14 protein-coding genes are annotated in these 13726 nt (G+C 58.7%); 12 read left to right on the forward strand and 2 right to left on the reverse strand.

Annotated elements, in window-relative coordinates:
• The first annotated feature begins 245 nt into the window (after positions 1 to 245).
• The 11 genes from KW825_RS04425 to KW825_RS04475 all read left to right on the forward strand — a co-directional run bounded on the left by KW825_RS04425 (position 246) and on the right by KW825_RS04475 (position 11657).
• The gene (locus KW825_RS04425) at positions 246 to 1913 is read left to right on the forward strand and encodes an anthranilate synthase component 1 (protein WP_218328362.1); all 1668 of its coding nucleotides are present in this window, start codon (positions 246 to 248) and stop codon (positions 1911 to 1913) included.
• Positions 1906 to 2505, forward strand: a complete 600-nt coding sequence (locus tag KW825_RS04430; protein ID WP_033129899.1) for an aminodeoxychorismate/anthranilate synthase component II — start codon at positions 1906 to 1908, stop codon at positions 2503 to 2505. Before KW825_RS04425 ends, KW825_RS04430 begins: the two co-directional genes overlap by 8 nt.
• A gap of 9 nt (positions 2506 to 2514) precedes the next feature.
• Positions 2515 to 3528 (forward strand): anthranilate phosphoribosyltransferase, encoded by a 1014-nt coding sequence (trpD, locus tag KW825_RS04435; protein ID WP_218328363.1) that lies wholly within the window; start codon positions 2515 to 2517, stop codon positions 3526 to 3528.
• A complete protein-coding gene (gene trpCF / locus KW825_RS04440) occupies positions 3528 to 5024 on the forward strand; it encodes a bifunctional indole-3-glycerol-phosphate synthase TrpC/phosphoribosylanthranilate isomerase TrpF (RefSeq protein WP_218328364.1) in 1497 nt (498 codons plus the stop codon). The genes trpD and trpCF overlap by 1 nt, the downstream gene beginning before the upstream one ends.
• 76 nt (positions 5025 to 5100) lie before the next feature.
• Complete coding sequence (gene trpB, locus KW825_RS04445) at positions 5101 to 6294, forward strand: tryptophan synthase subunit beta (protein ID WP_218328365.1); 1194 nt, start codon at positions 5101 to 5103, stop codon at positions 6292 to 6294.
• Complete coding sequence (trpA, locus tag KW825_RS04450; RefSeq protein ID WP_218328366.1) at positions 6291 to 7097, forward strand: tryptophan synthase subunit alpha; 807 nt, start codon at positions 6291 to 6293, stop codon at positions 7095 to 7097. The genes trpB and trpA overlap by 4 nt, the downstream gene beginning before the upstream one ends.
• A 1209-nt stretch (positions 7098 to 8306) precedes the next feature.
• The gene (locus KW825_RS04455) at positions 8307 to 8744 is read left to right on the forward strand and encodes a hypothetical protein (RefSeq protein ID WP_218328367.1); all 438 of its coding nucleotides are present in this window, start codon (positions 8307 to 8309) and stop codon (positions 8742 to 8744) included.
• Between the two features lie 100 nt (positions 8745 to 8844).
• Entirely contained in the window at positions 8845 to 9720 is an 876-nt protein-coding gene (locus KW825_RS04460; RefSeq protein ID WP_218328368.1) for a toll/interleukin-1 receptor domain-containing protein, read from the forward strand.
• 123 nt (positions 9721 to 9843) lie between these two features.
• The gene (locus KW825_RS04465) at positions 9844 to 10842 is read left to right on the forward strand and encodes a hypothetical protein (RefSeq protein WP_218328369.1); all 999 of its coding nucleotides are present in this window, start codon (positions 9844 to 9846) and stop codon (positions 10840 to 10842) included.
• Between the two features lie 238 nt (positions 10843 to 11080).
• Positions 11081 to 11269, forward strand: coding sequence for a hypothetical protein (locus tag KW825_RS04470; RefSeq protein ID WP_218328370.1), 189 nt, complete (start codon positions 11081 to 11083; stop codon positions 11267 to 11269).
• Positions 11270 to 11414: 145 nt separating this feature from the next.
• Positions 11415 to 11657 carry a DUF3297 family protein gene (locus tag KW825_RS04475; protein ID WP_042655004.1) on the forward strand — a complete coding sequence of 81 codons (243 nt, stop codon included), beginning with the start codon at positions 11415 to 11417 and terminating at the stop codon, positions 11655 to 11657.
• 77 nt (positions 11658 to 11734) lie between these two features.
• On the opposite strand, the gene KW825_RS04480 is transcribed toward KW825_RS04475, so the two are convergent.
• Together KW825_RS04480 and KW825_RS04485 are read right to left on the reverse strand one after the other, a co-directional pair.
• A complete protein-coding gene (locus tag KW825_RS04480) occupies positions 11735 to 12163 on the reverse strand; it encodes a DMT family transporter (protein WP_218328371.1) in 429 nt (142 codons plus the stop codon).
• 9 nt (positions 12164 to 12172) lie between these two features.
• On the reverse strand, positions 12173 to 12652 hold the full coding sequence (locus tag KW825_RS04485) for a DMT family transporter (protein ID WP_218290764.1): 480 nt from the start codon (positions 12650 to 12652) through the stop codon (positions 12173 to 12175).
• Between the two features lie 100 nt (positions 12653 to 12752).
• Between KW825_RS04485 and KW825_RS04490 the strand changes: the two genes are divergently transcribed.
• The gene (locus KW825_RS04490) at positions 12753 to 13646 is read left to right on the forward strand and encodes a LysR family transcriptional regulator (RefSeq protein ID WP_218328372.1); all 894 of its coding nucleotides are present in this window, start codon (positions 12753 to 12755) and stop codon (positions 13644 to 13646) included.
• Positions 13647 to 13726 lie beyond the last annotated feature (80 nt).

Raw genomic sequence — 13726 nt, forward strand, 5'->3', positions numbered from 1 at the left:
CGTTGCTGTACCTGTAATCTGACAGCAAATTAAGAACCCAGAGAAAAAGCCCGCTGACCCCAGCGGGCTTTTTTATTATCCGGCAAATGGACATGTGATGAAACCGAGAATTCAGACCAGCACACAGACCTGGCGATGGCGACCCTACTGAAACCGCCTGAACCACCTTAATTTTCAAGGCATTTTTTCGAGGTATGCAACGTCATGAATATCGGTCATCACCATCTCACGCAAGGGAACGCATTATGACAGCCAGCAAGACCCGGTTATCCCTGGGCGAATTCGATACCCTCAGGCTCAATGCCCCCTATGTCACCGATCCCCTGGCGCTCTACAGCCAGCTGTGCCAGGGCCGCCCCAACAACCTGTTGCTGGAATCGGTAGAGATCGACTCCAAGGCTGGCACCCAGAGCCTGTTGCTGGTGGACGCCTGCCTGCGCATCGAGTGCCGTGGCCGCACCGTGCAGGTGCGCGCCCTCAACGACAACGGCGCCCAGCTGCAGACCCTGCTCGGCGAGCAACTGCCGGCCCTCATCCGCCGCAGCCTGGTGAAGGGGGAGCTGCACCTCGAGTTCCCGGCCTCCGATCGGGAGCTTGACGAAGACAGCCGCCTCAAGGGCATCAGCGTGCTGGACGTGCTGCGCACCCTGCAACAGCAACTGCAATGCCCAGTAGGTAAAGAAGCGCTGTTCATGGCCGGCAGCTTCGCCTACGACCTCATCGCCTCGTTCGAGGATCTGCCAGAAGTACCGGAGGGGAGCAACGACTGCCCCGACTACTGCTTCTATGTGGCCGAGACCCTGATCACCATAGATCACATCAAACAGAGCACCCAGCTGGTGGCCTGCCTGTTTGGCGGTAACAGTGGCAACGACGACGAGCAGGAGGAGAGCCAGCAGGAGGCGCGCTACGCTCGCCTGCTCAGCCGGCTCGAGAGCTTCAAGCAAGCCTGTCAGCAGCCACAACCCCGGCCGCAGACGACCCAGCCGCTGACCGGCGCGCTCTGCGTCGACAAGAGCGACAAGCAGTTCTGCGCCGAGGTAGAGAAGCTCAAGGGCTTCATCCGCCGGGGCGACATCTTCCAGGTGGTGCCCTCACGCAGCTTCTCCCTGCCCTGCCCCGAGCCCATCGCCGCCTACCGCCGCCTCAAGCAGACCAACCCCAGCCCCTACATGTTCTACGTGCAGGATGAGGGCTTCACCCTGTTTGGCGCCTCGCCGGAGAGCGCGGTCAAGTTTGAAGCCGCCAGCCGCCAGGTGGAGATGTACCCCATCGCCGGCACCCGCCGCCGTGGCCTCAATCCGGATGGCAGCATCAACCTGGATCTGGACGGCCGCATCGAGCTGGAGCTGCGCCAGGACGAGAAGGAGGTGGCCGAGCACCTGATGCTGGTGGATCTCGGCCGCAACGACATAGCCCGCATCTCGGAGCCCGGCACCCGCTACGTGAAGGACCTGCTCAAGGTGGATCGCTACAGCCACGTGATGCACCTGGTCTCCCGGGTGGTCGGCACCCTGAGAGCCGACCTCGATGCCCTGCACGCCTATCAGGCCTGCATGAACATGGGCACCCTCACCGGCGCCCCCAAGCTGCGCGCCAGCGAGCTCATTCGCGCCGTGGAAGGCCGCAGACGGGGCAGCTACGGCGGCGCCGTCGGCTATCTCAACGGCGTAGGCGAGATGGACACCTGCATCGTGATCCGCTCCGCCTTCGTCAAGGAGGGCGTGGCCCATGTCCAGGCCGGCGCCGGCGTGGTCTATGACTCCAAGCCCCAGATGGAAGCGGACGAAACCCGTGCCAAGGCCGCCGCCGTGCTGGCCGCCATCGCCGCCAGCCATGGCACCTCCCTGCAGGCCCTCAGCCTGCAAGAACACCAGCAGTCCGAGAAAACCAAGGCGGCGCGCCATGACTAACATCTTCCTGCTCGATAACTTCGATTCGTTTACTTATAACCTGGTGGATCAGTTCCGCACCCTCGGTTACCCGGTGCGCATCTACCGCAACAGCCTGCCGGCGACCCGCATCATGCAGGAGATCGAAGCCTGTGACGGGGATGCGGTGCTGGTGCTCTCGCCGGGACCGGGCGCCCCCCACGAGGCCGGCTGCCTCATCGATCTCATCAAGCTGGCCCGCGGCCGGGTGCCGATCCTCGGCATCTGCCTCGGTCATCAGGCGCTGTGCGAAGCCTACGGCGGCACCGTCGGCGCGGCGGAGGAGATAGTCCACGGCAAGCGCTCCCTCATCGAGCACCATGGCCACGGCGCCTTCGCCGGCCTGCCGAGCCCGCTGCCGGTGGCCCGTTACCACTCACTGGTCGCCACCTATGTGCCGGAAGAGCTGCAGGTGATTGCCCACTACCAGGGCATGCCCATGGCCATCGAGCAACGGGACGAGCGGGTGCTGGGCTTCCAGTTCCACCCGGAATCCATCATGACCAGCGAAGGGGCCCGCCTGCTCACCCAGGCGCTCGCCCATATCACCCGCCCAGAAAGCCACGTGCGGTAAGGAGACCCCATGCATCATCATCTCAACACCCTCTATCAGGGGCAGTCTCTCTCCCGCGACGAAGCCCGTGACGCCTTCGGTCAGGTGGTACGCGGCGAAGTGGATCCCATCGTCCTCGCCAGCCTGCTCACCGCCCTCAAGCTCAAGGGGGAGACCCCGGAGGAGATCGCCGGCGCCGCCGACGCCCTGCTGGCCGAGGCCCGTCCCTTCCCGCGCCCTGACTACGCCTTCTGCGACATCGTCGGCACCGGCGGTGATGGCCTCAACACCATCAACGTCTCCACCACCTCGGCGCTGGTCGCCGCCGCCTGCGGCCTGAAAGTGGCCAAGCACGGCAACCGCTCGGTCTCGAGCAAGTCGGGCTCCAGCGATCTGCTGGACAAGATGGGCATCAGGCTCGACATGAGCCCTGAGCTGGCACGCCGCTGTCTGGACGAGCTCGGCATCTGCTTCCTGTTCGCCCCCCAGTATCACGCCGGGGTGCGCCACGCCATGCCGGTGCGTCAGGCCTTGAAAACCAGGACGCTCTTCAACGTCTTGGGGCCGCTGATCAACCCCGCCCGCCCCAGCTACCAACTGATGGGAGTCTATGCCCCCGAGCTGGTGCGCCCCATCGCCGAAACCCTGCTGGCACTGGGACTGAAAACCGGTATGGTGGTACACGGCGCCGGGCTGGACGAGGTGGCCATCCACGGCCCGACCCAGGTGGCCGAGATCCGTGACGGTGAGATCCGTGAGTACCTGCTCACCCCGGCCGACTTTGGCCTCGAGACCTACCCGGTCAGCGCCATTCAAGGGGGGGAGCCGGAAGAGAATCGCGCCATCACCGCCGCCATCCTGGCCGGCGAAGGCAGCCCGGCCCACAACGCCGCCATCGCCGCCAATGTGGCGCCGCTGCTGGTGATGGCGGGCAAGGCCCCGGACTTCAAGCAGGCCGCCGCCCTGGTGCTGGCCAAGCTGGCCAGCGGTGAGACCAGCGAGCTCGCCCAGGCACTCGCCACCCTGAGCCATCAGGAGGCATGATGTCCGCCACCGCTCAGCACAGCGCCCAACAAGAGAGCCCACAAGGCAGTAGCCAGCTTCGCAAGGATAACGAGATGTCAGACCTTATTGCCCCCCATGGCTTCCTGAACATGGCCTCCATCAACCAGACCATACTCGGCAAGATAGTGGCCGCCAAACAGGCATGGGTGGCGGCCCGCAAGCAGGCGCAGCCGCTGGCGAGCTTCCAGGCCGCGCTCACTCCAAGTGATAGGGACTTCGAGGGGCAACTTCGCGCCGGCGGCACCCGCTTCATTCTGGAGTGCAAGAAGGCCTCCCCCTCCAAGGGGCTGATCCGCAATGACTTCGATCTGGAGGCCATCGCCGACGTCTATGGCCGTTACGCCACCGCCATCTCGGTGCTGACCGACGAGAAGTTCTTCCAGGGGGATTTCGCCTTCCTGCCAAGAGTGCGAGCCAGGGTCAGCCAACCGGTGCTGTGCAAGGACTTCATGATCGACCCCTATCAGGTCTATCTGGCTCGCCACTATCAGGCGGACGCCATCCTGCTGATGCTCTCGGTGCTCACCGACGAGGGCTACCGCGCCCTGTTCAAGGTTGCCAAAGCGCTGGACCTCGGGGTGCTGACCGAGGTGAGCAACGAAGAGGAGCTGACCCGCGCCATCGCCCTGGGGGCGCCGGTGATCGGCATCAATAACCGAGACCTGCGCGATCTCAGCGTGGATCTCGCCCGCACCGGCCAGCTGGCCGCCGACATTCCCGCCGATCGCGTGGTCATCAGCGAATCCGGCATCCGGGATCGCAGCCAGGTCGCCCGCCTGCGCCAGCATGCCAAGGGCTTCCTGGTGGGCTCCTCCCTGATGGAGGAGGCCGATCTGGAGGCCGCGGTGCGCAAGCTCACCCTCGGCCAGAACAAGGTATGTGGCCTGACCCGCGCCGAAGATGCCGCCGCCGCCCATCAGGCAGGTGCGGTATTTGGCGGCCTTATCTTCGTGGCCAAGAGCCCGCGCTACGTGGACATCCCCGGCGCCCGTGCCGTGATGGCCGGCGCCCCGCTCAACTATGTGGGGGTGTTTCGCAATGCCCAGCCCCAGACCATAGCCCTGACGGTCGAGGCCCTCGGGCTCGCCGCGGTGCAGCTGCACGGGGACGAAGACGCCGCCTATATCGAGGCGCTGCGTACTCTGCTGCCCGAGGGCTGCGAGACCTGGAAGGCGGTCGGTGTCACGAGCGGCGAGCCGCTGCCCGCCCTCGACTATCCGGCGGATCGGCTGCTGCTGGACACGAAAGTCGGCAGCCAGAGCGGCGGCACCGGTCAGGCGTTCGACTGGGCCATGCTGGCAAGCCTCGATAAGTCTCGCCTGATGCTGGCCGGCGGCCTCAATCCCGACAACGCCCTGCGTGCCGCCCAGGTGGGTTGCCTCGGCCTCGATTTCAACTCCGGGGTGGAGAGCGCCCCTGGCCAGAAGGATGCACAGAAGCTTGAGGCCGCCTTCGCCGCCCTGCGCAAGCTGTGACGCACCTGCCGCATCCAAATTTGATGCTGAATTTTTGATATTTAAGTTTTTAATGAATCTGAACAAGGAATAGATCATGACCCTGCTTAACCCGTTTTTTGGTGAATTTGGTGGCATGTATGTGCCCCAGATCCTCATCCCCGCTCTGCTCCAGCTGGAGAAGGCCTTCGTCGATGCCAAGGATGACCCGGCCTTTATCGCCGAATTCCAGGAGCTGCTGACCGAGTACGCCGGGCGCCCGACCCCGCTCACCCTGACCCGCAACCTGACCAAGGGCACCAAGACCCGCCTCTATCTGAAGCGCGAAGACCTGCTGCACGGCGGCGCCCACAAGACCAACCAGGTGCTGGGCCAGGCCCTGCTCGCCAAACGCATGGGCAAGAAAGAGATCATCGCCGAGACCGGCGCCGGTCAGCACGGGGTCGCCACGGCCCTGGCCTGCGCCCTGCTCGGCCTCAAGTGCCGGGTCTACATGGGGGCCAAGGATTGCGAGCGGCAGAAGCCGAACGTGTTTCGCATGAAGTTGATGGGGGCCACCGTCATACCGGTGCATTCGGGCTCATCCACCCTGAAGGATGCCTGCAACGAGGCGCTGCGCGACTGGGCTGCCAACTACGACAGCGCCCACTACCTGCTCGGCACCGCAGCCGGCCCTCACCCCTTCCCCACCATAGTGCGGGAGTTCCAGAAGATGATCGGCGAGGAGGCCAAGGCCCAGTGCTTCGCAAAAGAAGAACGGCTGCCCGATGCCGTGATCGCCTGCGTCGGCGGCGGCTCCAACGCCATCGGCATGTTTGCTGATTTCATCGACGAGCCCTCGGTGCGCCTCATCGGGGTCGAGCCCGGTGGCCACGGCATCGAGAGCGGCGAGCACGGTGCGCCACTCGGTCACGGCAGCAAGGGGGTCTTCTTCGGCATGCACTCCTACCTGATGCAGGACGAGCAGGGTCAAATTCAGGAGTCCTACTCCGTCTCGGCGGGCCTCGACTTCCCCTCCGTCGGCCCGCAGCATGCCCACCTGGCCGCCATCGGCCGTGCCGACTATGTCTCTATCACCGACAAGGAGGCACTGGACGCCTTCCAGGAACTGGCCAAATCCGAGGGAATCATCCCGGCGCTGGAGTCCTCCCACGCCCTGGCCCACGCCCTCAAGATGGCGCGCAGCGAACCCGAGAAAGAGCAGGTACTGATCGTCAACCTCTCCGGCCGTGGCGACAAGGACATCTTCACCGTCGCCGATATCTTCGAAAAAGAAGGAACCCTGTCATGAATCGCTACGCACAACTCTTCTCCCGTTTAGACGCAGCCAATCAGGGCGCCTTCGTGCCGTTCGTGATGCTGGGGGATCCCACTCCCGAATTGTCGCTGGCCATCATAGATGCGCTGGTCGAGGGGGGCGCCGATGCCCTCGAGCTCGGTATTCCCTTCTCCGACCCGGTGGCGGACGGCCCCACCATCCAGGGCGCGGCCCTGCGCGCCTTCGCGAGCCACACCACCCCAGATGGCTGCTTCGAGCTGCTCACCAGGGTGCGCGCCAAGTACCCGCAGATCCCCATCGGCCTGCTGGTCTACGCCAACCTGGTCTATGTGCGCCACATCGATGGCTTCTATGAGAAGTGCCAGCAGGCGGGCGTGGATTCGGTGCTGGTGGCAGACGTGCCGGTGCAGATGTGCGAGCCCTACAAGGCGGCGGCCGATCGCTTCGGCATCGACAGCATCTTTATCGCGCCGCCCAACGGCGACACCGAGACCCTCAAGGCCGTGGCTGAGCTCGGCAGCGGTTACACCTATCTGGTGAGCCGCGCCGGCGTGACCGGCGCCGAGACCAAGGCCGGCATGCCGGTGGATGGCCTGATCAACACCTTGCGCGAGTTCAAGGCCCCCCCCGCCCTGCTCGGCTTTGGCATCAGCGAACCGGCCCAGGTGCGTGACGCCATCAAGGCCGGTGCCGCCGGTGCCATCTCCGGCTCCGCCGTGGTGAAGATCATCGAGACCCACCACAAGAATCCGGCCCATATGCTCACCCGCCTCAAGGAGTTTGTGGAAGGGATGAAGGCCGCGACCAATCGATAAGGGGCTGCATTGGCCAAATGCCATTGGCCGTGAGTGATCCGGCTGCGTATCCGCCTTACGCATAGCGGCATAGCGGCATAGCGGCATAGCGGCATAGCGGCAATCGTTGCATCGCCGCATCAAAGGGAGCCTGACCGGCTCCCTTTCTCTTTGTCCCCTCTCCCTCCGGGAGAGGGCTAGGGTGAGGGAACCCATAATCCCCCAGCGTTATTAAATCCGTAGGTTCGAATAGCGCAGCGTATTCGGACGTTCGCGGATTGGCTGTGATGGCGTGGCTTTGCCACGCAGTGGAACACCGTAGGGTGCAATAAGCGCAGCGCATTGCACCGCAGGAAATAGTCCGTTCCACAACGACAGACTCTCGCCAGATTCCCGAACCAGCGGTTGACCCCTTGATGCGGCTTCGCCGCATGGAACACGAGGACTCCGTCCTCGACTGGGTTTCGCCCGCCCTTCGGGCTGGGGCGAGTGACTTTGGAAAGACCCAAAGTCACCAAAGGTCTTCTCCCCCGCTTATTCGCCCGACTGACGTCGGGTTCCTTCGGCTCACCCTCTTGTCCAACGGCACGCACCGATGGGCCGTCCATGGCCCAACGCCGCTCGCTCGGCATCCTGCCTCGCGGCCTGGACAAGAGGGCTCGTCTCAGCGAATAAGAGGGGGATCAAAACCGTGCCAACCCTCAGCCTCCCGTGTAACCGCAGACATGCACCCTCTCCCTCCGGGAGAGGGTTGGGATGAGGGGAATATCTGTATTCTCTGTAGAACCAAGGGAGCACCTAAAACTGCGATTTATCACTAATTGGTTGAACCAGCTCAGATTTCTATCAACTCCCTCTTTCAATGTCTCAATCCGCCCCCTTAAGATAGCCAAACGACAATCCATCTCTCGGGAGAACGCCATGGCAGTGATTGTTGCTATCTCGCGGGTTAAAAGCAGCGGACTGGGAGCTGTAACTCAGGGGCGGTAGCCTTGCTGGCGCTTGCTATGGACGACTCCTTATCTGTGTTTTTACACAGTGTGTAATGTGTAGAACAAAAAGAAGAAGGTAATTGAATACGTTCAGGTGTCAGAGGCAGACTGGTAACATCATGATTTAATTTTATTTTTTCTTGGCAACTATCAGGGGAGAGTTATATGGAAGGCTCTGCTATCTGATTAGTACCGCCTTCTATCTAATCACTGTTATGCCTCAAAGGAGTTTTCGAGATTGAACGAGAAAAATAACCATTACAAAGAACTTATGAGCAGGATGAAGTCTGCCCATGAAAAAGAGTTCTATTTTGAAGCATGCTGGTTTGCATATACAGTTTTAGAAGATCGACTTTTGTCTGCACTTCGGCAATCGGGTGGAGCTACTTACGCTAACCATCGCCCAATTAGGATGCTTGGTAAGAAAATGCAGGAAATTCGGCAACGAAAACCAAATGACCCGTTACTTGCGGCATATTTTAACGATCCCCTCATGGATCGTGTCCATCAATGGAAAGAAGATCGTAATGACTTAACTCACGCAATGGCTGACGGAACCAAGTCAATGTCAGAGGTGGACAAATCTGCATATCTGCTCAGCACTTCTGGAGCAAAGCTAGTTAATGATATTTGTTCGGCGGCAAGGCGGCTAAAGAAAAATCGTGAAAAGGCATAACAAACCGCTCAAATACGTTCCGGTCGCAAAAAAATCGGCCTCCACCGGACTCACTAACGCTCGCCGTTTAGCAGGGCGTTATACATAGGAGCTGAACACAATGACCATCAGCGTCTTCTTAAGCCACAACAACAAAGATAAAGCATTTGTTAGAAAGCTAGCAGCGGATCTAGACGCGCATGGCGTCAAATACTGGCTTGATGAAGCAGAGATGAAAATTGGAGATTCCCTGATTCAGAAAATCAGGGAGGGAATAGACAACGTTGATTATTTTGCCGTAATTCTATCCCCAAACTCGGTAGACGCTCCGTGGGTAGTCAATGAGCTTGACGTAGCAATGAACCACCAAATAAATTGCCGCTCAATAAAGGTGTTGCCAATCATGCTAAAGGAATGCGGCCCACCAGGATTCTTGGTCGGGAAGCTCTATGCCAACTTTCAGGACGAAAATCTCTACGAAGAATCTTTTAAGGTCCTTATAAATAGCATAGGAATCGTATTCAATAAAAGCGTAATGCGGGCCGAAAAATCTCATAGCAACCTCGAAACTGCCACAGACAAAGCTTTCGCTAAAAATTTACCAATGATGTCAAAGCCTTTCCATAGGCCATTTCAATATATGGGAATGACTATTGAAAGGGCCGAGAGGGAGGTTGATGGAAAAGCGAACGAAGTAGGAAACATTATCGTAGAGAACGACGAATGTCGCATGCTTCTGGAGGCGGAAGGCAACTTCATCAGCTATGTTGAAGTTGAGCTAAAACGAACCGCCCCTCATTATCAAAATCAAGAATTTGATTCCGAAGTGGCTTTGGGTGCCTTGAGCATAGGCCTCTCCGAGCTTGAACTGGCTCGCAAGCAAACGCATTACCACACTTACTACGATCATCGTAGAAAGCTGAAGGTCAGCGTTTCGTGCCAGTACGACGAAGCCCCACTATGTGTTGCATTTAGCTCAAAATATTACGGCATGTAGTCCGAGGCCATGTATAACAAGTCGCTCAACACAGTTCGCTTCGCTCACTGAATTCGCAAAAGTTGCTCTTTTGCTCGCCTGTTAGCTTAATCGTTATATTTATCAGAAACATGAGATTCCGACATGTTATTAACATATAATACAAAATTAGACTCTATTGAAAAAGAACGTACTAAACGACTTATTGACTTTCATATCGATGAAAGGAAATTTCAAGACATTCTATTTCGTTCATTGGATAGATTATTTCCTGATGATGAATTGATTATGTTAATGCAATCGCAACGTTGGCGTGAAGAACCAGATCTAATGGCTCTTGATAAAAATGCCAACTTATTTATTTTCGAATTAAAAGCATGGGAATCATTTCAAGAAAATATTCTACAAGTTCTCCGTTATGGCCAACTGTATGGTGATGCAGATCTAGAAAAAATCACTCATTGGTTCAATAAGTTTCATGGTTATGATGTCGGTTTAGAAAAATCTTTCGAAGATAAATTCAATAAAAAACTAAATGAAAACAATTGCAACCAAAAGCAAACTTTCATTGTGATGACTAATGGCATGGACTTTAAAACCCGAGAGTCTATTAAATATTGGAGATCTAGCGGCCTAGATATTCGGCCTTGGATTTATCGTGTATATGATGGGAATGACGATTGCATGAATGTAGAAATCACTCCATTCCGTGTTGATGATAATCCATATGAAGATATCGCCGAAGGTTATTACATTTTAAATACCAATTATAATAATAGCAAAGAAGATCACAATGACATGGTTAAAAACAAAAAATGTGCAGCCTATTTTGAACCATGGAAATATAAAATAGAAAGACTAAATAAAGGAGATGTCGTTTTCCTGTATCAATCAGGTGTAGGTATTGTTGCTTTTGGTGAAGCATCGGGAAAGCTATGCTTAACGGATTATCATGGAAATTCTGATCATAAAAATGAAGAGTACTATATGAAACTCAATAACTTTTATACGGTTAAAAAACCACTCTCCGCTGCAAAAATAAAATCTATCACAGATGTTGACTATCGTTTTATGAGCACAATGTTTGGCGTTTATCTGGACAGTGGTAAAAAAATCAAAGCTGAACTTGAGTTAATAAAATAAATCTAACAAAAACTTAAAACTGGACAACATTACATACCGCCATTTAAGTAAAAATTATCTAACTCCTAAACTTTTCATGCACAATTTTATAAAAATCCCAATGGAGTTGAATGATAAAACCTAAATTTTGAAAATTGTCTAAAGGCACGAATGAGGTAATCTCCCATTTCGGTTTATGGGATGGGCCAAACCCCGTCCCTTCACCCAACGTTAGCAGAAAAAAGAAAAGGAAAGTCTTTTGAGCCCAGAATACGTTGAAGTAGGCAAGCAGTATTTTGTTGGGTGGGGAACGTTAATGTTAATTAATGCTGTCCTCGCCCAGGGAAAGAATCGTAGCGGTTTAGTCTGGTTTTTCATTTCATTGTTTTTAGGCCCTGTTACAACCTTGATATTGGCTTTGGTGCCGAAGCTACCTGAAAATCAGTAAAAACATGGCAACCCCCGTCTTTCGGAGCCGGCTATAGCTGCTGCCAGGGCAGCAGCTATAGCCCCCATGGGACGCAGCCCAGCCTTGAGCCCATGGCGGGCATTGCCTACAATGACCCACTTTTTATCAAACTCAGGTCTATAAAATGAGCGACAACAAACCAGCACTGCCCGACCATCTGGCGGCTAACCCGCGCAGCCCGCACCATGTGGCGGAGTGCTTCGAGCACGAGATCGGCATTCGCCTCAACGGCAAGGAGCGCACCAATGTCGAGGAGTACTGCATCAGCGAAGGTTGGGTGAAGATCCCCTCCCCCAAGGCCAAGGATCGCTACGGCAACCCCATGCTGATCACCGTCAAGGGCACCGTCGAGGCGTTTTACGCCTAAGCGCATTGCCGCCGCGCCCTGACAAGGGGCTCGGCCTTGTTATCCAAAACACCGGCCTAGCGCCGGTGTTCTGCTTTTCAGGAGCGTGGCTTGCCAGCCTGCCAGCGTTGCAGTCCGGCCCCCGCCAGCACCAGGGCCACGCCGAGCAGATCATTCCACCCCAGCCTGCCGGCCAGGGCATCGAGGGTCACCCCGCCGGTCAGCTGGCCGGTGATGATGAGCAGCGCGCAGGCCAGGGCGCCGACCCGACCGATGGCCCAACTGCTGATGGCCACGAAGATCGCCCCCAGCACACCTCCGAGCAGCAGCCAGGGATCGAGCCCGGCGAGGCGCTCCCAGGGCGCCCCCTTGACGATGAGCAGGGCGCCGAGCAGCGCGAAGCCGAGCAGGTGATTGGCCAGCGACGCGCTAAAGGCGCCACGGGCGCTGGCCAGCCGCCCATTCAGGGTGCGCGACAGACTCACTGCGGCGCCATTGAGCAATCCCAGCAGGATCAGGATGGTCATCGTTTCCTCCTAACGCAGCACGATAAGCAGGGCACCAGCCATCACCAGCAGGGTGGCAAGCGCGTCCACCCCTGCCGGGCGGCGACGGGTCAGTCCGAACCAGCCGAAGGCATCGCACAGGGCGCCAAACAGCAGTTGGCCCAGCAAGAGCAAGGCGAGTGTGCCCGCCATGCCGAGCGGCGAGTTCAGACACAATGCCGCCAGCACCACGGTGAGCGCCCCGGGCAGGCCACCGAGCCAAGCCCAGCGCGGCACCGCCTCGGTCGACGTGACTCTGGGGGCGAGGCACCACAGCAGGCCGGCCACCATGGCCCCGACCCCGTGGGCGAGCCAGCTCGCCAGCCAAGGGTCGGTCGCCCGGGCCAGTGCGCCGTTCTGGGCAATCATCAGCGCCAGCAGCAGGCCGGCGACAAAGGCCGCCAGGGCGCCGATGGCCTGGCCGGCATGAACGCGCCTTGCCGGGCGCGCGTCGGTGAGGGTGGGTGGCATGATGCGACTCCTTGTTTGAACACAGGAGCACGATAGATTGTTTTGAGTTCAAGCATAATCTAGCATTCTGGAACAACATTGTTTCCAGTTTGAGAACAACATGAACCAGGATGCCTTCGCCCTGCTCCCCGCCTTCGTCGCCGTGGTGGAGGCCGGCAGCTTCTCCGGCGCCGCCCGCCAGCTTGGCAACAGCAAGTCGGCACTGAGCAAGCGGGTGAGTCAGCTCGAGCAGCTGCTCGGCTGCCAGCTGCTCTATCGCACCACCCGCTCCCTCACCCTCACCGAGGCGGGCGAGCGCTACTTCGAGGCGGTGCGCCACGCGGTACGCCTCGCCGCCGAAGGGGAGGATGCCATCGGCGCCTTGCAGGCGGCGCCGCGCGGCCTGCTGCGGGTGACGGCTCCCATGGTCTATGGCCGGCGCCATATCGCCCCCCTCATCCCCGACTTTCTCGCCCGCTACCCCGAGCTGCAGTTGCAGTTCGAGATGAGCGACGAGCAGCGCGATCTGGTCGCCGAGGGGTTCGATGTGGCGGTGCGCATCGGCGCGCTGGAAGACTCCAGCCTGGTCGCCCGCCACCTCGCCCCCTGCCACAGCACCCTGTGCGCCGCCCCCGCCTACCTGGCGCGGGCAGGCATTCCCCAGACCCCCTCCGACCTCAGCGGCCACAATTGTCTGTTTTATTCCCTGTTTCGGGGCGGTATCCAGTGGCGCCTGCACGGCCCCGAGGGGGAGGTGGGGGTGACGCCCCGCGGCAACTTCGAGGTCAACAACAGCGACGCCATCCACACCGCCCTGCTGGCGGGCCTTGGCATCGGCAACATGCCGGATTTCATCGTGGCCGAGGATCTCGCCGCCGGCCGGCTGGTCGCCGTACTGCCCGCCTACCGGCTGCCCGAGCACGGCGTCTGGTGTGTCTACCCGCGCCGCCGTCATCTGCCCGCCAAGGTGGAGGCCTGGCTGGCGTTTCTCGGCGAGCGACTCGGCCAGGTGTGAGCTCAGTGGCTGGCGGCCCGTCCCCCGATAACCGAAGCGGTTCACGTTTTTTTGCTGCCAAAGGGCGTACAATCGCCAAT

Origin of the sequence: Aeromonas sp. sif2433, from assembly GCF_019218705.1 — a bacterium.
GTDB classification, from domain to species: Bacteria; Pseudomonadota; Gammaproteobacteria; order Enterobacterales; family Aeromonadaceae; genus Aeromonas; species Aeromonas encheleia.